Consider the following 24488-nt stretch of genomic DNA (forward strand, 5'->3'; position numbering starts at 1 on the left):
TATCACAAAATCTTTTTAAGCGAAAAGAGTAATCATTCATGAAATGATCCATTAAATCTTTACAAATTATTTACATTTGCTTAATATTAGTTTCTTTATATTAGGAGCGGGAATGTAAAATAATCTAATATAAAGGAGAGATTAGTAATGAAACATACAAAAACAATAGCTTTATTATCATCAGCAGCCATTTTATTAGGTGCGTGCGGTAACGGTGGCAGTGATTCTGCTTCAAATAAGAAAGATGAAGGTACCAAAGACGCCACTGTAGCAGTCAAAGATATTAAAACAAAGCCTGAAGATGCAATTAAAAAGGCACAACAAACATATAAAAACCAAGATTTAAAAGATATATCTTATGAAAAATCAAATGGTGACTGGGTCTACAAAGTTGAACAACAAGATACGAAAAATAATAAAGAATCTGAAGTTATCATCAATGATAAAGATAAAAAAGTGATTCACAAAGAAACTGAAAAAGGTGAATCTAATCAGTCTAATGACACATTTAATTACAGTGATGTGAAGAATTATAAAGATGCTATTAAATCAGCGCAAAAAGACTTTGATGGAGATGTGAAAGAGTGGTCATTATCAAAAGATGATGGCAAATTAGTATATAACTTTGACCTACAAAAAGGTAAAGAAAAGCATGAAGTGACTGTCGATGCTAAAACTGGAAAAGTATTAGACAATCAAAAAGACGATTAAAATACATGCGCTAATATGAAAACATACTAAGATTAGCTGTGAAGAAATCTATGACGATAGATTTTTTCACAGCTATTTTTTATAGTTGTAAAGAGAGAAGTAGACTGTGCAGGCTCTTGGGTTTTAAATCCGTTTATAAAACAAGTCAGCTTTACTCTCGCCTTTTGAAATTCGATTGTAGTATGTTGGGTTCTTGAAACCGTGTATAGGAAAATGAAATGAGAAAGGTTAAGTAAAGTTTAAACTTCTCAAATTAAGCAAGGAGGTTTTAGTTATCGATTATTTAGGGATTGATATTAGTAAAAGAAATAGTGTCGTCGCCCATTATAAAGATGAGAAATTCCAAAAGGAATTTACCATTCAGAATAATAAAAATGGTTACAATTATTTATTAAAGTATTTGAACGACTTAAACCATCCAAAAATCATTTTTGAATCTACAGGTATCTATTCAAGAGCTATGGTACGATTTTGTCGTGTAAATCAAATTAACTATATAGAAATGAATCCGTTAGAAGCTAAATTTAGAACGAGTTCTTTAAGATCATGGAAAACTGATCAGGCTGATGCTCACAAACTCGCTCATTTAGCGCCTACTCTCAAACAAACGGACAGCTTACCTACTCATGAATCAATATTCTTTGAATTAAGAGAACGTGCCCGTTTTCATCTAGAGATTGAAAGTGAACAAAATCATTTTAAATTTGAGATTGTTGAACTACTCCATCAAACATTTCCTGGTTTAGAAAAATTATTTAGTAGTCGATATTCAATCATTGCGCTTAACATCGCTGAAATATTCACTCATCCAGACTTGGTTATTGATTTAGATAGAGACATACTGATTACACATATATTCAATTCTACAGATAAAGGTTTATCAATATATAAAGCTGAAAAATATGCGCAACAACTAATAAATATCGCTTCGGAAAGCTATCCTAATGTCGATAGACATTCTTTTCTAGTTGAAAAAGTACGTTTACTTATTCAACAATTAAAACAATCTATCCAACGTCTTAAACAATTAGATGATGCCATGATTCAATTAGCAAAACAACTCGATTGTTTTGAAAAGATTTATTCGATACCAGGTATTGGTGAACTAAGCGCAGCGATGATTATTGGGGAAATTGGAGATATTACAAGATTTAGATCACATAAACAGCTCAATGCTTTTGTAGGTATTGATATCAAACGATATCAATCAGGTGGTACTTCTAGTAGAGATACAATCAACAAGCGTGGAAATAAAAAAGCGAGAAGACTTTTATTTTGGGTGGTTATGAATATTATAAGGGGTCAACATCATTATGATAATCATGTCGTCGATTATTATTACAAACTAAGAAAGCAGCCTAATGAGAAATCTCATAAGACTGCCGTCATCGCTTGTATAAATCGACTATTAAAAACGATTCATTACTTGATAATGAATCAGAAATTGTACGATTATCAAATGTCCCCACATTAGCCAAACGTACAATCAAATACAGTTTAACACCTTATGCAAAAAAATTAAATTGAACGGTTTAGTTAAGTAATGCTTATTTTAATTATAAGTACTTGACTAATCGTAGGAAACGAGCCTGGGACATAAATAAAATGTCTCAGGCTTCAATTTTTTAATATATTTCCAATAATTTCTTCCAGTTATAAGAAACCATAACCGCAATGCTCATAACTAGTAACAAGATGACAAGTTCAGACGCCATGTATCCTTGTGATAAGTGTACGGTAAATAGGGCGCCTAACATAATGACGATAAATCCAGCAGCAACGTAATTTGAAAATAATCCGATAATCATTAAAATACCACCGATAAATTCAAACAAGCCTAATACAATTCCTAAAAATGCAGGAAATCCTAATCCAGACATCATTTCCATAGGCTCTTTAAACCCACTAAATACCTTTTGTGATCCATGTATTGTAAATGTAATACCTAACATCAGTCTAATTAATAGTAATCCTAAGCGCATAAATAATTACCTTCCTTTAAATATATTTTTTATATTCGATATGGTTAGTATACTACAATAACATTATTTTCAATGCAACCACGAATTTGATTTTTTTTGAAATGATTTCAAAGACATAACATATAGAAGTAGTAACAAAGCTATTAAGAGGACACATGATGTCCGGTTCAAATGATTAAATTGATAAAAACGAATAAATTTGATTTTGATTTTAAATTGGATATAAATTTGCGTTATAATACATATGCGTATGCAATATACATATAATTAATTTAATTTGATGTATTAAAAGTTTTTTGTGCGAAAAACGTTAATGACTTCATCACTGTATATTAATGCAAGTTACATCTAGTTTTAAGAATGATTGCGTAAAGCAAACTAAAGGGGGAGCATCGTTGAAAAAAGTTTTTACCAGTTTAATGATGATTATGATGTGTTTAGTCTTGATATCGCCAACTGTTTTTGCTGAACAGTCTCCAGTCGATGTTGCTAAACAAGAACATCAAGATATTGATAAGCAATACAATCCAAAAGGGATGATAGTAACAACTAAAGATGGTCAAATACTTTATGATTATCATGGAAGTACTCAAGTTGATCCGGCATCTACTACTAAATTGATGACGATGAATTTGGTTTATGATGATATTAAATCAGGCAAAATTAAAATGAATGATAAAGTGAAAATTACATCACGATATGAAAAAATGTCAGAATTACCTAATTTAACTACATTTCCACTTAAAGAAGGAACAACCGTTACAATCAATCAATTATTGAAGCAAGCTGCATTAGAATCAAGTAACGCTGCGACATTAGTATTGGCAGAACATATTGATGGTAGTTCTTCGAAATTTACAGATAGAATGAATCAAAAAGCTAAAGACTTAGGCATGAAGGATACAACCTTCACGAATCCAAGTGGTGCTAATAATAAAATATTAAAACCATATGAGCCAAAAAGTTATAAAGATGATACGATTTCTCATACAACTGCACGTGATATGTCATTATTAAGTAATCATATATTGAATGCACATCCAGATGTTTTAAAAATTACAAAACTATCTAAAGATAAGCAGTCAAATCAAGAATTACATAATACCAATACATCATTACCTAATGAAGCAGATGGTATGAAAGATGTTGATGGTTTAAAAACAGGGACAAGTGACAATGGATACAATTTAGAATTAACTGCCAAACGAGATCATTTAAGAATCGTAACAGGCATATTTAATGTTAAGCCGTACCCTGATGAACAAGCGAAACATGCCCGTCAAAAATTGGCGAATGCTTTAACTGAACATGCATTTAAGCAATACGACTACCGTAAAGTCATTTCAAAAGGTGAACATGAAATAGACGGTAAAAAATATGAAGTGAAAAAAGATTTATATGATTTAGTACCTAAAGATAAAAGTAAATATCAATTAAAAGTGTCTGACGATAATCAATTATATGTCGATTACGATCGTCAATTTACGAAAGGACATCAAGCACCTACCGTAGAAGTCGAACCTACGACACATTGGGGCATGATTTTTCTATACATATGTATGGCAATTGCCGGGCTAGTACTACTAGGTATGTTGACCATCATAGGTATCAAAATTTATTACAAAAAGTTTTAATCAAATGATGACGTATAAAAGGGAGAGGGACAGAAATAATAAAGAACCACTACATCATTTATGATGTAGTGGTTCTTACACATTAGCCACAGCTAATGTGTACTTTAAAATAGGAATACATGAGTGAAACTCATGCATAAGAAATACTAATTTCTAAAGAAAAAGTATTTCTTTATCGTTGTCCATCCCCAACTTGCATTGTCTTTAGATTTTCATTTCGAAATTCTCTATGTTTGGGGCCTGTCCCCCTGGCAAGGTTGACTAGAAATGAATAAGTTTGATACATTAGACCGTCTTTGTAATTGATTACTTAGACGGTTTTATGCATGAACTTTAGTTCATGTATACCTCTAAAGCTTAATTTGAACACATGAGTCAATACGCATGTGTAAGTCATTCTAATTTCTATAAGAACAAGAATGACTTTACAGTCAAAATATAAATGTAACTTGAAGTATATATTTATGTCCTAGTCTGTTTTTTAAAATTAAAAATCAATGAAATTGACAAAAGATATAAGTGTAACTACAATGGTTACAGGAGGTTAATTCATTTGAAAATTAGTAGTAGATTTACAGTAGCAGTGCATATATTGTCTTTAATTCAAATAGAGTCCAATCAAGAGCTATCATCAAAATATATAGCTGGCAGTGTTAACACTAATCCCGTTGTTATTCGACGTATTATTGGCTATCTTAAACGTGCACAATTAGTAGATATGTATCGTGGCAATGGCGGTCTATACTTATTAAAACCGTTATCAGATATTACATTACTAGATGTATATCATGCTGTAGATGTGGTTGAAGAAGGACAATTGTTTCAGATACATGAAGACACGAACGTGAACTGTGTGGTAGGTGCCAACATTCAAGGGGTGTTAGAGATTATATTAATGCAAGCACAAGATGCTATGGAAGGTGTTCTAGCGAAAGTAACAATGAACGATATCGTTAATCAAGTATTGCAACATAACGAATAGCGTATTCGTTATTTGACTGTATGTAACTGTAACTGTTACAGTTACATTAATGATAAACATATTTCAAAATGTAATTAATCTTAAAAGAGATAAACGGAGGAGTTTCACAATGAAAATAGGAATTATAGGCGCTTCAGGTAAAGTAGGACAACTTGTATTAAAAGAAGCTTTAGATAGAGGACATCAAGTAACTGCCATTGTAAGAAATGCATCAAAAATAACAAATACGGAAGTAGAAGTTATCGAGAAAGACATTCATGATTTAACAACTACAGACATAGCATCATTTGATGTTGTTGTTAATGCCTTTGGCGCACCATTAGGCGATTCAGAAGGACATATCAATGCAGGCCGTCATTTAATTGATATTTTAAAAGGAACAGATACAAGAGCAATTATTGTTGGTGGTGCCGGAAGTCTATATGTAGATGATGCACATACAGTTCAATTAATCGACACACCAGAATTTCCTGATATTGTTAAACCTACAGCAAGTGGTCAAGGACAAAACCTTGAAGAATTACGCAACTCAGAAGGTATAACATGGACGTTCCTAAGCCCTGCTGCAGAATTTGATCCAGAGGGTGTTAGAACAGGTCATTACCAATCTGGTAAAGATCAATTAATTGTTAATTCTGAGGGAAATAGCTATATCAGTTATGCAGATTATGCCGTTGCATTAGTAGACGAAATTGAAAATCCTCAACACATCAATGAACGCTTTACTGTTGTGGGAGAAGCAAAATAATAGAATTAAAAAAGGTTGAGATATTCATGAGGACTGGTTATGAGTTGATGTGTACATATCACACAATCACTCAGATTATCCATCATGTATCTCAGCCTTATTTTTATTATTTTTTAGGATATAAACCTAAATAAGATTCTAAACTTTGTCCTGAATCTTTGACTTCTTTGGCTTTCTCTTTACCTAAATAGCGTAAATGCCATGGCTCATATTGATAGCCTGTTTCATTTTCTTTGCCTTTACCGTATCTAATAATAAAGCCATATTCATCTGCATGGCGTTTAATCCATTGACCTTCTTTGGTTTTACCAAAACTGCGGTATAAGTTTTTATCAGACCCCTGTGCACCCACATCGAATGATAAACCAGTTTGATGTTCTGAATGACCTGGTTTAGAGCTGTATTTATTAGCTGCTTTTTCACCATCTCTAGCTTTATAATTATTGAATAATTGAATTTGAGTTTGATAGCTTCTGAAGCCACTAATTTTGTATAAATTGATGTGATCTTTTTTCGCATCAGCAATCATTTTATTTAATGCTTTCACTGCTTTAGGATTTTCCCCAGGATTATAGTCTTTTGGTAATTTAATTTGCTTATTCACCATTAAGATACCGTCAATATAAGTTTTACCATCTTTTTTAACTTTCTTGTGAGATTGATTCTGTTTATTACTATCTTGCTTGCTCGCTTCATTTTTTCCTTCAGAATGATGATTTGAACATGCTGATAGTACTAGTAACCCCATCAATAGCACAGTCCACAACTTTTTCATACCACACAAAACTCCTTTTATATTGTTAACGTGATTTACCAAATAACCAACTAATTGTACACGAAATAAGTTTAACATATTTTATTAGTATATTAATGGTATATAAGAAATGAATTCATTTGGTTTTTATGTAAGTATGTTAATTTTGAATTTATGATATTTATAAATCTGTTATGTAACAGTGAATAAAAATGTAATTCTGTATTAATTTAAAATACAGGTTCGCTAATCAGCCATATTTTAGTTGAAAATTAGTCATAAATTTTGTGAAAATTATCACAATAAACATGCTACACTACATGTGAAAACGTTAACAAAACGAAATGGAGGCGAACAGTATGTTAGAAACAAATCATCATACTAGTGCTTGGCAAGGTTTTAAAAATGGTCGTTGGAATAGACATGTAGACGTGAGAGAATTTATTCAACTAAATTATTCATTATATGAAGGTGACGATGCCTTTTTAGAAGGTCCAACTGAAGCAACATCAAAATTATGGGACCAAGTGATGCAATTATCTAAAGAAGAACGTGAACGCGGTGGCATGTGGGATATGGATACGAAAGTAGCATCCACGATCACATCACATGACGCTGGATATTTAGACAAAGATTTAGAAACAGTTGTCGGCGTGCAAACAGAGAAACCATTTAAACGATCAATGCAACCATTCGGTGGTATTCGTATGGCTAAAGCAGCATGTGAAGCATACGGTTATGAATTAGATCCAGAAACAGAAAAAATCTTTACAGACTATCGTAAAACGCATAACCAAGGTGTATTCGATGCATATTCCAGAGAAATGTTAAATTGTCGAAAAGCTGGAATAATTACAGGATTACCAGATGCATATGGCCGTGGACGTATCATCGGTGACTATCGTCGTGTGGCGTTATATGGTGTTGACTTCTTAATGGAAGAAAAACTTAAAGACTTTAATACGATGTCTACTGAAATGTCAGAAGATGTGATTAGATTAAGAGAAGAATTATCCGAACAATATCGTGCATTAAATGAATTAAAAGAACTAGGACAAATGTACGGATTTGATTTAAGTCGACCAGCTACTAATTTTAAAGAAGCGGTGCAATGGTTATACTTAGCATATCTTGCAGCAATCAAAGAACAAAATGGTGCTGCCATGAGTTTAGGACGTACATCAACATTCTTAGATATTTATGCTGAACGTGATTTGAAAAATGGTGACATTACAGAAAGTGAAGTACAAGAAATTATCGACCACTTCATTATGAAATTACGTATCGTTAAATTTGCACGTACACCAGACTATAACGAATTATTCTCTGGCGATCCAACTTGGGTTACTGAATCTATCGGTGGTGTAGGTATTGATGGTAGACCATTAGTTACGAAAAACTCATTCCGTTTCTTACATTCATTAGATAACCTAGGTCCGGCACCTGAACCAAACTTAACTGTGCTTTGGTCAGTAAGATTGCCTGAAAACTTCAAAATTTATTGTGCAAAAATGAGTATTAAAACAAGCTCAATTCAATATGAAAACGATGATTTAATGCGTGAAAGCTATGGTGATGACTATGGTATCGCATGTTGTGTATCAGCAATGAAAATCGGTAAGCAAATGCAATTCTTCGGTGCTCGTGCTAACTTAGCTAAAACATTACTATATGCCATCAATGGTGGTAAAGATGAAAAATCTGGCAAACAAGTAGGTCCAAGTTATGAAGGTATCCATTCAGACGTATTAGATTATGATGAAGTATTTGAGAAATTTGAAAAAATGATGGACTGGCTTGCAGGTGTTTACATTAATTCATTAAATATCATTCATTACATGCACGATAAATATAGTTATGAACGTATTGAAATGGCGTTACATGATACAAATATTATTCGTACGATGGCAACAGGTATTGCTGGATTATCAGTAGCAGCTGACTCTTTATCAGCAATCAAATATGCACAAGTAAAACCTATCCGTAATGAAGAAGGTCTAGTTACAGACTTCGAAATCGAAGGCGACTTCCCTAAATATGGTAATAATGATAGCCGTGTGGATGATATCGCAGTCGACTTAGTTGAACGCTTCATGACAAAATTACGTAGCCATAAAACATACCGTGACTCAGAACATACAATGAGTGTATTAACAATTACATCAAACGTTGTTTACGGTAAGAAAACAGGTAACACACCAGACGGTCGTAAAGCCGGCGAACCATTTGCACCAGGGGCAAACCCAATGCACGGTAGAGACCAAAAAGGTGCATTATCTTCATTAAGTTCTGTTGCTAAAATTCCTTATGATTGCTGTAAAGACGGTATTTCAAATACATTTAGTATCGTACCAAAATCATTAGGTAAAGAAGAAGAAGCTCAGAATAAAAACTTAACAAGTATGTTAGACGGCTATGCAATGCAACATGGTCATCACTTAAATATCAATGTATTTAACAGAGAAACATTATTAGATGCAATGGAACATCCAGAAGAGTATCCACAATTAACAATCCGTGTATCTGGTTATGCAGTTAACTTCATTAAATTAACGCGCGAACAACAATTGGATGTCATTTCACGTACATTCCACGAACAAATGTAGAAAATAAGGTGGGAGCAAAATGCTTAAAGGACACTTACACTCCGTCGAAAGTATGGGCACAGTCGATGGACCAGGTATTAGATATATATTATTTACACAAGGTTGCTTATTAAGATGTTTATATTGTCATAATCCAGACACTTGGAAAATCAATGAACCATCAAGAGAAGTTACTGTAGATGAAATGGTTAATGAAATATTACCGTATCAACCTTACTTTGATGCATCTGGTGGTGGCGTGACCGTAAGCGGAGGCGAGCCATTACTACAAATGCCATTTCTAGAAGCGTTATTCAAAGAACTACAAGCAAATGGTGTGCATACGTGTCTTGATACCTCTGCAGGATGCGTCAATGATACACCAGCGTTTAACCGACACTTTGATGAACTACAGAAACATACAGATCTTATATTATTAGACATCAAACATATTAATAATGAAAAACATATTAAATTAACAGGCAAACCCAATACACATATACTCAAATTTGCCCGTAAATTGTCAGATATGAAACAACCTGTTTGGATTCGTCACGTCCTAGTACCAGGTATCTCAGATGATAAAGAAGATCTCATCCAACTTGGAGAATTTATTAATTCTCTAGATAACGTAGAAAAATTTGAAATCTTACCCTATCATCAACTCGGCGTGCATAAGTGGAAAAATTTAGGCATCCCATATCAATTAGAAAATGTTGAACCACCCGACGATGAAGCGGTCAAAAACGCCTACCGTTACGTCAATTTCAAAGGGAAAATCCCAGTCACATTATAAAAAGATATAAACCCATAACACTAAACACCCTTCACAAACACATCAGTTCCTTGTTGGAATTGGTGTGTTTTTTATAATAATAAGTTCTATTAGATAACTTATGTAGGTCAGTACTCAGAAGTAAAAATGACTGTGGAAACGATTATGAATAAACATAATAAGATTGATGTATTAATTAATAAGACTGGTATTAAGCTTCCAAGATTATTAGTAGATTATCGTGAAGAAATATAAATCGTGAAATAAGAAATTAGTATTTAAAAGAGGGATTTAGTAGTTCTATTTAGCTACTAAATCCCTATATTTGGTATATTATTCTTCTCTAATAGTAATTTTCTTTTCTTTTATCTTATTACCATTTTGATCTAATTTAATAAGATTATCGTTTACAAATTTGTATGTTCCCAAAATTTCACCATCATGATTACGATAATTAACAGTCCAATTACCGTCTTTGTCTAATCTAATGTTATCCCAAAGATATGCATTGTTATTTAATTCTCCACCAAATTCACGAATCATTCTATATAGTTGACTTCTCATATGAGCCATCATACCGATATTATTTTTATCGGGGTCAAATAATTTAATGCTTTCATCTCTATTAACAATTTTTATTTTCTTTTCCATTTCAGGTAAGGATTTATTATATTTATTTTTTTGATATAGATTATTAATATCTAATTCTATCCCTGACTTCAATAAAAGTTGATAATCAGTTACAGCACCTTGAGTACCACACATAAAAATTTTATCCTTATTCATACCTATAATTGAAGCAAATTGACCTTTAGGAGGATACACATAATAAAAATGCATTCCAGTTGGTGCATTATTTATTGGAGGCATTTTTTCTAACAGTATATCTTCTGTTTGTGCTTTTTCAGTTTCTCTTCCTTTTTTACAATCATATATACCTGTTAGTATTTCATTTTTGGTTAATGTATATTGACCTGCTTCGTCAGCATAAAAAGCTAATGCTAATCTTTGTTTATCTGATAAATGAATCGCCGATTTATTTGTGTCTTTTTTACTGTTTCCTTGATCTTTATGAATTTCCCGTTTTTTTGAGTCTATATCAGTTTCTGTTTTCTGAGATTTAGTAGATACTTTATCGTCTGAATTACAACCAGCTAAAACTAGAAATACTGATAAACATAAAATGAAAATAAGTTTCATCAATACGACTCCTTTCTAATGTGTTATTACTAATATAAATTTAAATAATTATTTTATATTTTTCAATATGTATTTATATGGATACGAAAGTAATACGCAAAATGAGGTGTATTATTTGGACTATAGTATGAAAGACATACACACCTGGCTTTTCATGTAATAAATGGATATGCATGACATAAATTATTGATTTGTGAAGCGTGTAATTAAATATTTTAGTCATAATCAATCAGAAGAATAATGTATTGATGAAGCGTTTAGTGACATATCAAGGTTACTAAACGCTTTTTAAATTTCTAAACAAATTATTGTTAATTTTCTGAAAATAGGGTATCGGTATAAAAATATTAACTTCAATGATTTAAAAAGGGGATTAATCATATGGAAAAAGAAAAATCGAAGAAGTTCAAATTTAAAACACCTCATACGTATGTTTTATTATTAATGGTTATTATATTTGCTTGGGTAATGACCTATTTGATACCAGCAGGGGAATATGCACGAGAAAAGAAAAGTGGTCAAACAGTAGTTGTTTCTGGTTCCTACCATGAAGTTGCGAATCAGCATTTATCATTTTTAGATATTTTTAGAGCAGTGCCAGAAGGTTTGGTAAGTGGCGGTGAAATTGTATTTTATGTATTTTTAGTAGGTGGCGCATTTGGGATAGTTCACCAAACAGGTGCATTTGAAAATGGTGTGAACAAAGCAATGCGTACATTAGGCAAAGCCAATTTTTTAATGATTCCACTGACGATGACGGCCTTTTCCATTTTAGGGTTTTCTATCGGTTTATCAGAGGAAACGATTATTTTTGTACCTATAGGAGTGTTGATTGCTCGCACACTTGGTTATGATGCATTAACAGGTGCAGCAGTAGTCATATTAGGAGCTGGAAGCGGATTTATGGGTGGTATGCTTAATCCGTTTACTGTTGGTGTTGCGCAAAAAGTAGCTGAGTTACCATTGTTCTCTGGTTGGGGATTACGTACGATTATATACGTCTTTATACTCACTGCAGCTATTACTACAGTCATGCTTTACGGTCAAAAAGTTAAAAAGAATAAGTTGAAGAGTATTGTTTATGAGTTGGAAAAAGAAGAAGGACAACTTAATACAGAAATTGAATATCAACATTTTAGTAAGAGGCAAGCTTTCAGTCTAGCATTGATTCTTGGTGCGATTTTATTTAATGTATTTGGTATTTTTAAGTATGATTGGACCTTTACACAAATGAGTGCCAACTTTCTATTGGCTGGTATCGTAGCAGGATTAGTCGCTGGACTTGGATTTAATGGAACATTTGATGCACTAGTTAAAGGGATGCAAGATATTCTCTATGGTGCGTTAGTCGTGGGTATTGCTAAAGGGATTGTTGTACTATTAGAAAATGGTAAAATCATCGACACAATTGTACATGGTATGACAACACTCTTATCTGACGTACCTGCTTCTTTAGTTATCATGGTGATGTTTATTTTACAATTTATATTGAATTTCTTTATTCCGTCAGGCTCAGGACAAGCCTTAACAACAATGCCACTCATGATACCTATTTCAGATTTACTACACATCAATCGACAAATTACAGTGCTAGCCTTCCAATATGGCGACGCCATTAGTAATATATTATTCCCAACATCAGCGACACTGATGGGTGCTTTAGCAGTTGCACGCATTTCATATACACAATGGCTAAAATTTGCATGGAAACTCATTGTTGTATGGATCATTATCTGTGCAACAGCAATGTCTATCGCTCTGATGATAGGTTACTAGTATGTTTATATAATTTATAAATGAAAAATATTTAAAACTGATTTTACATCTAAGGTGTAGAATCAGTTTTTTTATAGAATAAGTTAATTTAAATTGCTACACAATACAGACTAGTGCAATATTTATAAAAATCAATACTAAAAATAAGTGAAATGTTGTGATAATATAATATAGTGTAAATACTTAACTTTTTAATAAATTGAATAAATCTATGTAAGTAATACATATACTATATATATTGATTGTTAATCTAATAAATGATTTATTCGAGGGATTGAACGGTTATTCGAGGGGAGCTATTTGAGTGAAAGTTAAAAAAGCAATTATTCCAGCAGCTGGTTTGGGGACAAGATTTTTACCAGCAACGAAAGCAATGCCAAAAGAAATGTTACCCATCTTAGATAAACCAACTATTCAGTATATTGTTGAAGAAGCATCAAGAGCAGGGATCGAAGATATCATTATCGTTACAGGTAAACATAAACGTGCGATTGAAGATCATTTCGATAACCAAAAAGAATTAGAAATGGTATTACAAGAAAAAGGGAAAAATGACCTATTAGAAAAGGTTCAATACTCAACAGATTTAGCTAACATCTTCTATGTTCGTCAAAAAGAACAAAAAGGTTTAGGTCATGCTATTCATACAGCACGTCAATTCATTGGAAATGAACCATTCGCTGTATTATTAGGTGATGACATTGTGGAATCAGATACACCAGCAATTAAACAATTGATGGATGTTTACGATGAAACAGGTAAATCCGTAATTGGTGTTCAAGAAGTAGCTGAAGAAGACACTCACCGTTACGGTATTATCGATCCGTTAGAAAAATCTGGTTTACGTTATGAAGTTAAGAAATTCGTAGAAAAGCCAAAACAAGGTACAGCACCATCTAATTTAGCGATTATGGGACGTTATGTACTAACACCTGAAATCTTTGATTATCTTGAAACACAAGAAGAAGGTGCAGGTAACGAAATCCAATTAACAGATGCGATTGAACGTATGAACGCCGAAAGCCAAGTATACGCATACGATTTCGAAGGTGACCGTTACGATGTCGGCGAAAAACTAGGCTTTGTTAAAACTACGATTGAGTATGCATTAAAAGACGAAGATATGAAAGACGATGTGAAAAAATATATTAGAGAATTGAATTTTTAATATTAGGAGAAAAAAATTGAAAAAAGTAGATATTAAAAAAAAGATTGATAATTACAAAAAGAATAAAGGTAAATTTTGTTATATAGAGAATCGAAGAAAGAAAAAGATACAAAAAAAACTATTTTGTATTAGAGTCCACTCATGGTGATTCGGTAGGGGGACATATTTTTTATCTTATTGATGAAATTCAAAAACAAGTTGAAAAAAGTAAAATTTTCATAGTATCTAAACAACCAGACAAGCATAAAAAATTGCTTGATGAAAAAGGAATTTCTAACATTCATATGGTGAAACATTTATCAGAAGAATATTATGAATTGATGGCGGTTTCTGAGTATTTAATCAATGATACAACATTTTATCCATTCTTCAGTAAAAGAGAAGGACAAAAATATTATATTATTTGGCATGGTACACCTTTAAAAAATATGGGGAAAGATATGGAAGTAGTCGTAGATGTTGCTAATGTCCAACGAAACTTCTATATGGCTGACAAAATCATTGTAAGTAATGAACATACTAAAGACGTTTTAGTAGATTCACATAATTTAAAAAATATCTATCCAGGTAAAGTAGTTGTCGGACCATCACCTAGAAATAGCGTGTTTTATAATCAGGAATTACGAGAAGTTATTAGAAAAAACTTAGGTATAGATAATAAAAAAGTGATAAGTTACATGCCGACATGGAGAGGAACAGTAGGTAAGGTAAAAAAATCAACAGAAGTCGAAAGAATGCTCAACTACTTAGATAAATTTTTAGATGATAATACTATATTATTTGTTAAACTTCATGATTTCGAAAAAAATAGTATAAAAAATACGTATAGAAATATTCGTTTCTTCCCAGAAAACTTTGAAACATATGAATTCTTAACTGCTACAGATGCTTTAATAACAGACTATTCATCAGTGATGTACGATTATTTGAACATGGATAAACCTGTCATTCTATATACATATGACTTAGATGAATACGCCAATACTAGAGGAATGTATGAGGATTTAACTGATTATCCATTTATTAATACAGATACCTTAGAAGAATTAGAAAAGGTTATTAATAAAATTGAACCAACCAATGATTACACTGAAATGAAAAATAGATTCACTAAATACGATAGCCAAGCAGGCGCCTATAAAATAACTAAAAATATATTGAATGATTATACGGATGATTCAATCATAGAATATGATATACACAACGGAAAAGAAACTGTAGCCATTCTTAGCGGGGGCTTTTGGAATAATGGTGTAACGACGGCACTTATCAATACTTTGGAAAATGTTGACACCTCTCAACGTAACTATATATGCTTTTTTGAAAAATCTAAAGTGAAACCAGAGCACTATTATAGATTGCTAAATCTTCCAGAAAATGTACTTTTTTATCCTACAACTGGGGAATTAAATGGTAATTTATATGATCGGATGTTAGTTAAAAAGTATTTATGGGATGAAAATTATTCTGCAAAAGCTAGGAAAAACCAATTAAAACGACTTTATAGAGAAGAATTCAAACGATTATTCGGAGATGTAAAAATAGATTGGATGATTCATTATACTGGTTTTGAACGAAAAGAAGCCGAGATGATGAGACATATAGATGCTAAAACAGCTATATGGGTGCATACTGATATGTTTGAAGAATATAAAGCAAAACGTAATTTTAGTAAAAAGATTGTATTTGGCGCATATAAAGATGTAGATAAGATTGTTTTGGTACATAATAATTTAAGAGAGAATCTAGTGAACAATATCAAAGGTATTAGTCATAAAATGACAACTGTGAATAATTTCTTAGGAGAAAATAGAACTCGAAATCTTGGTAATGAAGATTTGTTTGAATCATTAGAGGGTGTTAAGGTCGATTATTCTTTTAATGACAATGCATATAAATCTAAGAACCAAATTCATCTAGAGAACTTTAAAGATGAAATTCAAACTCTATTAAATGAAATTAAAAATAAGAAAAATATAAACTATAAGTTAGTCATAGATAAAATTATTGAAATTAGCTCAACATACAAGCTTAGTGACTATTTAACTCATGTCGTTAATAAAGAGGTTGAAATGATTAATGAGTCTATACACAGACTTCAAGGTATATTTAATGATAATGAAGATTTGGTATATGAACTAGCATTTGAAGAGTTTGTATCAGCTATACTTCCTACATTAAAAGATAAAGAAGACGAACTGCACTTTGATTTTCCTGAGTTAAACGATCGAATAGAACAATATAGAGATAGTGAAATCGATGAAAATGAAAATTTGAGTAATGATGCAATTAACCAACCTAGACAACAACTATCTACAAAAGTTGAAAAATTAATTTTAGATAGTTATCAAACTTTAAAAAGAGAAAAAGATTTATCAGCTAAATATGATCATTTATTTGGTAAACAGTTTGAAAAAGTGTCTAACTATATGAATCACTCAGTTTTAGATAATGAAAATCAGTTATCTAAAAAACCAATATTTGATTTTTACAATCACTTTAGAATTTCTAAAGTGAAACTTTTAAATGCTATATATGATGAAAATATTAAGGTTTACATTAATATAAGACGATATGATTATCAAAAAGGACACGATAAATTAATTGAGGCATTCGAAGACTTATATGAAATCAATCAAAATATATTCTTAGTTTTAGTTTGTCCGCATGGTCCACTAAAAAGTAAAACGATTAATAGGGTTAGAAATTCATCGGCTAGGGAAAGCATCGTCATTTTAGGTGGAATGAATAATCCATACCCACTATTATCGAATTGTGATGCATTTGTATTATCATCAAATTACGAGGGATTAGGATTGGTTGTATACGAAGCATTAGCGCTAGAAACAGATGTAATCACTGTAGATCTTCCAGAAACAATACAATACTTAGAAGATGATCAAGCCATTATTGTAGATAATAATGCGAAAGGAATCTATAACGGTTTATATAAACATAGATATAATCAATATGAAATTAAACCATTTAATTTCGAACCATTTAGACAATCGTCTATTAAGGAATTTGAAGAAGTCTTTAAATAATTCATATAGACGTACAGGCATTGCTAACCATCAACTGGGGAAGATAAGTCTCCGATTATCAAGTTATTGTTACATTAAATGTATCAATATATTTAGTGTAAAGGAGAATAAATATGAAGTTAATTCGATGGTCAGGTCTCGTGTTAATTTGTACGTTAACTGTGATACCGATGAATGGTTCAGCACATGCGCAAACTAATCAAACAAATATGTCATCAGTACATACTGATACTCGTGATACTCATTTTAAACAATCGGGAAATGTCGGTAATCACGCACAATTTTTACTTGATGAATCATTTCTAAAATCACTAGATAAAGGAACTGTTTCATTTAATGGTTACCAAGTTGTATCAAACGATGATGGAAAATCAACGTATAACAAGCATGTGTTTGATCAAGATATCACAGTTATTGATTCCCATTCAGCATCGAGTGTGAGATTTTCAGTAGCCAATTCAAGTGTGTCATTACAACAGATGAAGGACGTATATGATGCATCAAAGCTAAAACATATCCCTCATACAAGTGATGATGCACAATATCCTAATGATGGTACTTATGTTTATCAAGGTGATGCTACGCGATTACAATTTGTAGTTAAAAAGGGCTATGTATCAACTGTAACAGTCGGTCAAGTGAATCCAGAAGGATAAAGTAAGGGTAAGTCTGCGGTTTGTCTAAGGGTAGATAATTATACTTTTAAAAGAACTCTAAATGAAGAAACATAAATATAAAATCCTCAACTTGTGGTATCAACACTATTGAAAAGTGTGAATCAATCATCACTCTAGATTCAATGGTGTTCATCCATTTAAGTTGAGGATATTTTTTATAATGCTTCTTTGAGTGCTTCTTTCATAGCGACATAAGCATAGTTACCAAAGTCTGCTTGTGCACTTTCAAACGGAGCGCCATTAACACTCACTACTTCATGATTTTTATCTTTATCATACTTAACAGGTGAGAAATTAAAATAAGCTAAATAGTTAGAATCGTCTTTTTCGTCTTTTTCCTTTTCACCTTTAACTAATATTGACACATTAGTAACTGGAAGTGCTTCATAATTCATTTGAGCTACACTATATGGTACAGGTTTTGATTGGTTAAGTTTTAATAATTGGTTTAAATTTTTAACTTTAGTGAAATCTTTATTTTCTACAGCATCACTGAAACTTACATGATATAGACCTGGTTCAACAGAAGCATAAATAAGTTTACCGTCTTTATATTTAGTCATGATTTCAGTATAATATTCTGGGTAATTAGTGTTGCCGACTTTTTTACCAGAGCCAGTGACATACCAATAATTAACTTGCTTAATACCATCTTCGCCTGCATCCATTTTTTGACGTTTTACATCTTTTTTATCTTTGAAAAATGCATCAACATCGTCTAATGAAGAACCCTTAGATTCTTTAGTATATTTATAATCAGCAAGCTTTACTTTATCCATTAATTTCTTATAATCTTTCCAACCTTGCATTCCTTTTTGATTAGTAAAAGTTTTATCTGTCATTATTGGATCTAATTTATTAAGCATAGAGATTGGTTTTTGTTTATTATACTTTTTCTTAGCTTCTTCATACGCTTCACTATTGTCATCGTATTCTTTAAAACGTTCACTTTTACTTTTAGCTTTAGATTCTGATTTTTTCTCATCATTTTTATGTGAATCTTTATCATTATTACTATTGCTACAACCTGCTAAACATAATACTAAGGCTAAAATAAATACACTAATTAATTTTTTCATAATAAATTCTCCTTTAACTATGTTTTAAGTTAATGCATTATTATATTTTTCATAAGCCATCCCTTTGTCTTCAAGAACATGACGATAAAAAGGATTTTGACCGATAATTTTAATGTAATCAGCTAATACTTCAACCTCATCTAAATGATGTGTGGTCATAATAATTAAACATTGGGATTTCAACTGCACTAATAAGCGATGGATATCGTATCTAGACTCAAGATCTATACCCACGGTTGGTTCATCTAGAATTAAAATTTTAGGTTGACTAAGTAATCCGATTAAAATATTAATTTTTCTTTTATTACCGCCGGATAAATTAGAAACTTTAGCTTTAGTGTCATCAAAATTGAGTTGTTTTAAATAACTTTGAATCGTATCTTCTGAAATAGGGTGCTCACAAAGTGATTTAAAAAAGTTAATATTTTCAATAACTGTCATATGTTCAAATAATGCGATGTCTTGTGGTACATAACCGACTAATTGTCTGATTTGACGCTTAGTTAATGACTTTCCAAAATATTGAATACTACCTGCATCGACTTTTTCAATACCAGCAATTAAGCGCAATAACGTAGACTTACCGGCACCATTTTCACCTAATAGAATAGTGATGAGATTGTTCTGAAATGTCATATTTAGTGAATCGAAAATATGCTTCTTCTTATAATGTTTCGCTACGTTTTGAACGTCTATCATATTTATCACACTCCTTTATAATTGAATCCATATATAAATCACACTTAATATGATGGCATACACAATCGCCATAAATAGACGATGACTTAAGATATTTACTTTAAATAGTAGTAATGCCATACCTATCTCATAAACCACCAATATAATGATTGATTTCAAGTAAAACCATATACTCAAAGGTTGGTGCATGCCTATACTAATGAGTAATAATACAGCTAATAAAATCAGAACGTGCGTGATGATATAGGTACTGTAGAGTTTGAGCTGACTATTGTTAGTCAGGAATAGTCGATGAAGCGGTGCATTTTGTTTAAGTCGTTGATGTAATAGAATTTGAATCACACTGACCCATATCACAACGGCAAATACAATGCCGATAGAGATAGATTGATTGGCATTATGATTGATGGCATGCGTAGTCATTTGTGATTTGGGTGTGTCTTTGTTGTATTGCTTTTGAATGTCTGACATTGTTTTAGGTTGTTTTGTATCACTTAAATGTTCATATATAATATTTGGAATTTGTTGCTCATATAAGGAACGACTTATGATTTCAATGGCTATACTACCTATGAAATCATCACGTCCATATAACGGCAGGGCAGCCTTTAAATTGTTGTCTTTAAGTTTACGATCAAAGTCTTTAGGAATTTGTAGGCTTGCCATGACTTCCTTTTTCTTTACTAAATCATCGATATAAAAGTCGTCTTCAGATAGTTGACGAACATCAACATATTTACTTTGATTAATTTGATGTATGAGTTGCTTAGATGATTGGGTATGACTCATATCTTGTACTGCGATTGGAATTTTAAACGTTTGATTTGCAGATTTTTGACCCAACCATAAGGCAGTTAATGTTAAGACAATCGTCAATATCAAGATCAAATAAGCTAGCCATTGCTTTTTAATCACAAGTTGAATATAAGGTTTCATCGGCGGTACCTCCAAACAAGAACAAGTATTAACATCATAATCAATACAACCAAACTAGAATAAAAAGCAGGGTGTGTATTTAAAATGTAATTATTTAATGTAATTTCTAGCATTTGATTAGTGACTAAACTAAATGGTTGACTGACTATCATATTATTAAATATATGTTGGAAGAAAATGGTTGGGACAGTGATACCAGAAAATCCAATAATTATGATGCTTAAACTGACTTTTAATAGTAAATTAAACCATGATTTAGCTAATAAATCGATTATGATTAAGCATAAGGTCATCATTGTTACAAAGTATAGTAATTCAATAGTTACTGTAGGCCAATTGTAATTTCTAAAGGGACTATTTAGTGCATGATGAATCCAAATAAACCCTATAGCTGACCATAGTAGCGTGTAAAACCAAGCGATAAACCCACGGACAAGTGTGAGTTTCTCATAGGAAAAGTGAAACATTTGTAATCGCTCTTTTAATGCAGATTCTTGGTTCATTTTAAGTACAGTATAGAGTGATAGACATAGGATATATATTGAAAGTAAATAACCAGTCACCACATAATAACTACCAGTGTCATAGATATTTATAGGTTCATAATCGAAGGCACCAGTACGATTGAGGCCTGTAAATAGCATGTCAGTCATTGTCATTAATGTCTCATTGTCAGAAGGTTTATCCGCAAGATGACTGAAACTCAAAATGCCACCCATCGACAACATTAAGCGATCATACACAGAATGAGTGAGTTGGTTAATGACTACACTTTTAGTGGACTGTTTGTCATATGTATAAACTGAAATAGGAAGACTACCGTTTTTATAAAAAGCCTTTGTCATACCTTTATCAAAGACGAAATAGCCCTGTAATTTCTGTTGTTGCAACAATTGATGTGCTTGATGTTCATCATATTTTTTCAAAGAGACGTTTTTTCCTAAGTGACTCCCTTTACCTACAGACCCTAAAATAAGTTGGGTTTCTTTGGAATGATCCTTGTCAACGATACCTATCTTGAAAGATGATTGATCTTGGTTAAGTTGCTGTAGAATTGTTAGTGTCGTGATTAAAGCCATAATCATCAGTAATAAATATAAAAATAAATACCACTTCTTCAATAAAAAAGAGTGGTAGATGTGAAACAATTTTAATGCTTTCATATACCCACTCCTATTAAATGATATGAAAAATGGGGTGGAAATTATGTCCCACCCCGTATGGTTGTATTGGCTACGATATCCTATATTGAAATGGATAGGGGTATGAGCCAATCAATAGTTTGAAAATGTATTTGATATATCATTCTCTAGCTACTTAATCTTCTAATTTTTTAGTTATTTTTTTGAAATTATCTTTATAACTTTTATTGATTTCTTTGGTTAGTTTTTCTTTGTCTTTTTCAGATAAATCATTAAAATCTTTAGCACCTTTTGTATCAAAGTCAATTTTTTCTTTTAATTTGGTATCTGCATTTAAAATGATGTTAATAGGTTCATTTTCTATTTTAAACTCTACATTAAGCTTCTGTTTTTGTTGATTATTCTTTGTATCAGTATCTAAATTATTTTCATAGTCAATATCATAGTTATCTGTACCATCATCTATAGTTACAGTACCAGCATCTTTTCGTTTTGAATCGCTTTGACTTTCCTTATTATCGATATCAACTGTATAACGATCATAATCTATACTACTTGTTAATGTGTATTTATCTTTGTAGTTATCATCTTTCTTTTTAGATGTACCATTAATCTCAAATGTATTATCATTACCAGACACTTTGTAATCCACTTTTAAATCATCATCAATTTTATTTGTACCTTTGATAGTGATTTTTTTGTCATCTGAATCAGTAATAGTAATATCTCGTTTTAATATTTGGTGCTTTTCTTGATAAATTTTAGATTCGATTTTAGGGAAATCTTTATCTTGAGCATCCTGTGCATCTTTGAGTGCATCTTTAATTGATTTGTTATAATCTTTTTCATTCATATTTGAAAGTCGCAAAAGTTCATTGTCATTCTTTGCTTTTTTTAATGCGGCTACTGTTATTTTCTTAGCTTTTTCTCTACTAATAGTTAATGTGACAGGTTTAATCTTTTTAGATTCGCCGTCAATTTTGACCTTTTCTTTATCGCCTTTTTTAAAGTCATCATCATCTAATTGATCTGTGATTAAATCAGTATAGCGTTTAGTTATTTTGTCAACATCATCTTGTCGAGTTTGCAATACACCCAGTTGATTATTCAGGTTGAAATTAACATTTGAATAGCCTTTATCTTTTAGTTCGGATGCATCAACATCTTGTAATTCAGCTAATCCATCAATGATTTCGGAGTTTTTGATACTATAAGTATCTTTGAAGAACGGTGATTGATAATATTGATTTTTATCATCAGCACTAGTTTGGAATTTACCGATTTCTTCATCAACGATTGTAGGTGACAAACTGACAGTACTTTTCTTACTTTTAGGATCATGACCAACGGTACCTTTAAGTTTTGTGCCATCTACTACTGATTTAGGTAATCCAAGATCTTCGATAAAATCTTTAGAGGCATCTGCAGTAACCTCGAATTTAGATAAGAATGAATTATCGTTATATTTTTCTTGGAATTTCATTTCGTTTTCAAAACGATCATTTACATATGAATTTAAGTTCTTAGCTGTTTTCTTTTCACTTAATAAATATGTATTTTTGGGTGTGTTAGTAATAAAAGCATATACGCCCCAAGCTATTCCAAATACAAGTAATAATCCGACCACGATAGGTAAGATAATTTTAAGTTTTTTCGACATATCGTATCCTCCCAAAATTTGCTATTATCCCCAATTAGACTTCAACTATTTAACAAAAGGAGGTCAGGACAAAAATCTTTATGTCTCAACCTCCTTCAATTTTACTATTTTAACTTGATTTCTTTTTTAGCAAGATTATCGTTGCTATAATCGTTAGGATCTTTAACCTGTAATGTTACTGGTGTTTTAGTATCTTTTAACTTAAAGAATTTAACTGCTTTAACTTTACCACCTTTATTGATTTCGTCAGTATCGTTATCTCCGTATTTTCTATCTAATTTACTATCATAAGCATCGCCAGTTTCTAATTTTCTTTTTACATCTTTAGAATCTTGGTATGCTTCAAAGCTTTGACTGAATGCTGATGATGCTGTTACATCTTCTTTATCAGTTTTCTTTTTAACACCATAAACAATAGCAATATTTGGTTTGTCATCATCTGCATATTTACTTGCATCAACGATTTCAGTATCTAAAATTTCAATGTCAAAATCTTTACTTGTCAATTTATCATTTTTGAATTTAGAGTTAGATTTTTCTTTATCATCGTCAGAAGAATCAACTTTAACAGAATCAGTATTACCAGAATCTTTCTTGCTTTCAGATGATTTGTTTGATGAATCACTATCTGATGAATCCTTAGAAGAATCATCTTTGCTACCACAAGCGCCTAAGATTAAAACTGACGCAAATAGTAAAGCTAATAATTTTTTCATAATTAAACCTCCCAATATTATAAAATGAATAGTATGTAATGAAAATATTCACTTATTAATATTAAATGAATAATAAAATAATGAATATTTATGGTAATTAGTATAGCATTTAATTGTTGTTAAAGTAATACTTTATTTCAAAAAAAATTACGTTAAAATATGTTTATAGACTGAATGAATAAAACTGAAATAATTATGTTTATTTTAAAATATAATAGTT

At 31.4% G+C, this 24488-nt stretch carries 20 protein-coding genes; 11 read left to right on the forward strand and 9 right to left on the reverse strand.

The annotated features are described in order from the left end of the window. Nucleotides 1-147: 147 nt before the first annotated feature. Together LPC11_RS00740 and LPC11_RS00745 are read left to right on the forward strand one after the other, a co-directional pair. Nucleotides 148-711, forward strand: a complete 564-nt coding sequence (locus LPC11_RS00740; protein ID WP_023374322.1) for a PepSY domain-containing protein — start codon at nucleotides 148-150, stop codon at nucleotides 709-711. 274 nt (nucleotides 712-985) lie between these two features. Further along, entirely contained in the window at nucleotides 986-2185 is a 1200-nt protein-coding gene (locus tag LPC11_RS00745) for an IS110 family RNA-guided transposase (RefSeq protein WP_331275759.1), read from the forward strand. A 151-nt stretch (nucleotides 2186-2336) separates the two neighbouring features. Here LPC11_RS00745 and LPC11_RS00750 read toward each other — a convergent pair whose 3' ends face one another. Continuing rightward, nucleotides 2337-2693: a DoxX family protein gene (locus LPC11_RS00750; RefSeq protein WP_023374321.1), complete on the reverse strand. Its 357-nt coding sequence runs from the start codon at nucleotides 2691-2693 to the stop codon at nucleotides 2337-2339. Between the two features lie 395 nt (nucleotides 2694-3088). Here LPC11_RS00750 and pbp4 point away from each other — a divergent pair, with 395 nt between their 5' ends. From pbp4 to LPC11_RS00765, 3 genes are all read left to right on the forward strand, one after another. Continuing rightward, nucleotides 3089-4327, forward strand: a complete 1239-nt coding sequence (gene pbp4 / locus LPC11_RS00755; protein ID WP_041613778.1) for a penicillin-binding protein PBP4 — start codon at nucleotides 3089-3091, stop codon at nucleotides 4325-4327. 553 nt (nucleotides 4328-4880) lie between these two features. After that, on the forward strand, nucleotides 4881-5309 hold the full coding sequence (locus LPC11_RS00760) for an Rrf2 family transcriptional regulator (RefSeq protein WP_002466793.1): 429 nt from the start codon (nucleotides 4881-4883) through the stop codon (nucleotides 5307-5309). A 109-nt stretch (nucleotides 5310-5418) separates the two neighbouring features. Beyond that, nucleotides 5419-6057 carry an NAD(P)-dependent oxidoreductase gene (locus tag LPC11_RS00765; protein WP_023374318.1) on the forward strand — a complete coding sequence of 213 codons (639 nt, stop codon included), beginning with the start codon at nucleotides 5419-5421 and terminating at the stop codon, nucleotides 6055-6057. Between the two features lie 106 nt (nucleotides 6058-6163). On the opposite strand, the gene LPC11_RS00770 is transcribed toward LPC11_RS00765, so the two are convergent. Next, the gene (locus tag LPC11_RS00770; protein WP_023374317.1) at nucleotides 6164-6832 is read right to left on the reverse strand and encodes a M15 family metallopeptidase; all 669 of its coding nucleotides are present in this window, start codon (nucleotides 6830-6832) and stop codon (nucleotides 6164-6166) included. 338 nt (nucleotides 6833-7170) lie between these two features. Here LPC11_RS00770 and pflB point away from each other — a divergent pair, with 338 nt between their 5' ends. Together pflB and pflA are read left to right on the forward strand one after the other, a co-directional pair. Then, nucleotides 7171-9417, forward strand: a complete 2247-nt coding sequence (gene pflB, locus LPC11_RS00775) for a formate C-acetyltransferase (protein WP_023374316.1) — start codon at nucleotides 7171-7173, stop codon at nucleotides 9415-9417. Nucleotides 9418-9436: 19 nt separating this feature from the next. Continuing rightward, entirely contained in the window at nucleotides 9437-10192 is a 756-nt protein-coding gene (gene pflA, locus LPC11_RS00780; RefSeq protein ID WP_023374315.1) for a pyruvate formate-lyase-activating protein, read from the forward strand. Nucleotides 10193-10504: 312 nt separating this feature from the next. Here the strand turns inward: pflA and LPC11_RS00785 are convergent, their stop codons facing one another. After that, nucleotides 10505-11371, reverse strand: coding sequence for a hypothetical protein (locus LPC11_RS00785; RefSeq protein ID WP_107566291.1), 867 nt, complete (start codon nucleotides 11369-11371; stop codon nucleotides 10505-10507). Nucleotides 11372-11752: 381 nt separating this feature from the next. Here LPC11_RS00785 and LPC11_RS00790 point away from each other — a divergent pair, with 381 nt between their 5' ends. The 4 genes from LPC11_RS00790 (at nucleotide 11753) to isaB (ending at nucleotide 18015) form a co-directional block, all read left to right on the forward strand. Then, on the forward strand, nucleotides 11753-13147 hold the full coding sequence (locus LPC11_RS00790; RefSeq protein ID WP_106913180.1) for a YfcC family protein: 1395 nt from the start codon (nucleotides 11753-11755) through the stop codon (nucleotides 13145-13147). Nucleotides 13148-13451: 304 nt separating this feature from the next. Further along, the gene (gene galU, locus LPC11_RS00795; RefSeq protein WP_015364618.1) at nucleotides 13452-14315 is read left to right on the forward strand and encodes a UTP--glucose-1-phosphate uridylyltransferase GalU; all 864 of its coding nucleotides are present in this window, start codon (nucleotides 13452-13454) and stop codon (nucleotides 14313-14315) included. 89 nt (nucleotides 14316-14404) lie between these two features. Further along, nucleotides 14405-17359 carry a CDP-glycerol glycerophosphotransferase family protein gene (locus tag LPC11_RS00800; protein ID WP_231307391.1) on the forward strand — a complete coding sequence of 985 codons (2955 nt, stop codon included), beginning with the start codon at nucleotides 14405-14407 and terminating at the stop codon, nucleotides 17357-17359. Between the two features lie 113 nt (nucleotides 17360-17472). Continuing rightward, on the forward strand, nucleotides 17473-18015 hold the full coding sequence (gene isaB / locus LPC11_RS00805; RefSeq protein ID WP_023374311.1) for an immunodominant staphylococcal antigen IsaB family protein: 543 nt from the start codon (nucleotides 17473-17475) through the stop codon (nucleotides 18013-18015). Between the two features lie 176 nt (nucleotides 18016-18191). On the opposite strand, the gene LPC11_RS00810 is transcribed toward isaB, so the two are convergent. The 6 genes from LPC11_RS00810 to LPC11_RS00835 form a co-directional block, all read right to left on the reverse strand. Next, a complete protein-coding gene (locus LPC11_RS00810; RefSeq protein ID WP_023374310.1) occupies nucleotides 18192-19115 on the reverse strand; it encodes a hypothetical protein in 924 nt (307 codons plus the stop codon). 24 nt (nucleotides 19116-19139) lie between these two features. Next, on the reverse strand, nucleotides 19140-19814 hold the full coding sequence (locus tag LPC11_RS00815) for an ABC transporter ATP-binding protein (RefSeq protein ID WP_023374309.1): 675 nt from the start codon (nucleotides 19812-19814) through the stop codon (nucleotides 19140-19142). A gap of 15 nt (nucleotides 19815-19829) precedes the next feature. After that, complete coding sequence (locus LPC11_RS00820; RefSeq protein WP_023374308.1) at nucleotides 19830-20750, reverse strand: ABC transporter permease; 921 nt, start codon at nucleotides 20748-20750, stop codon at nucleotides 19830-19832. Further along, entirely contained in the window at nucleotides 20747-21913 is a 1167-nt protein-coding gene (locus LPC11_RS00825) for an ABC transporter permease (protein WP_107566292.1), read from the reverse strand. Before LPC11_RS00825 ends, LPC11_RS00820 begins: the two co-directional genes overlap by 4 nt. Before the next feature lie 154 nt (nucleotides 21914-22067). Next, complete coding sequence (locus tag LPC11_RS00830) at nucleotides 22068-23552, reverse strand: DUF6583 family protein (protein WP_023374306.1); 1485 nt, start codon at nucleotides 23550-23552, stop codon at nucleotides 22068-22070. A gap of 104 nt (nucleotides 23553-23656) precedes the next feature. Then, nucleotides 23657-24268, reverse strand: a complete 612-nt coding sequence (locus LPC11_RS00835) for a DUF5067 domain-containing protein (RefSeq protein WP_023374305.1) — start codon at nucleotides 24266-24268, stop codon at nucleotides 23657-23659. Nucleotides 24269-24488 lie beyond the last annotated feature (220 nt).

This window comes from Staphylococcus sp. HL28, assembly GCF_021117155.1.
Lineage (GTDB): Bacteria > Bacillota > Bacilli > Staphylococcales > Staphylococcaceae > Staphylococcus > Staphylococcus warneri.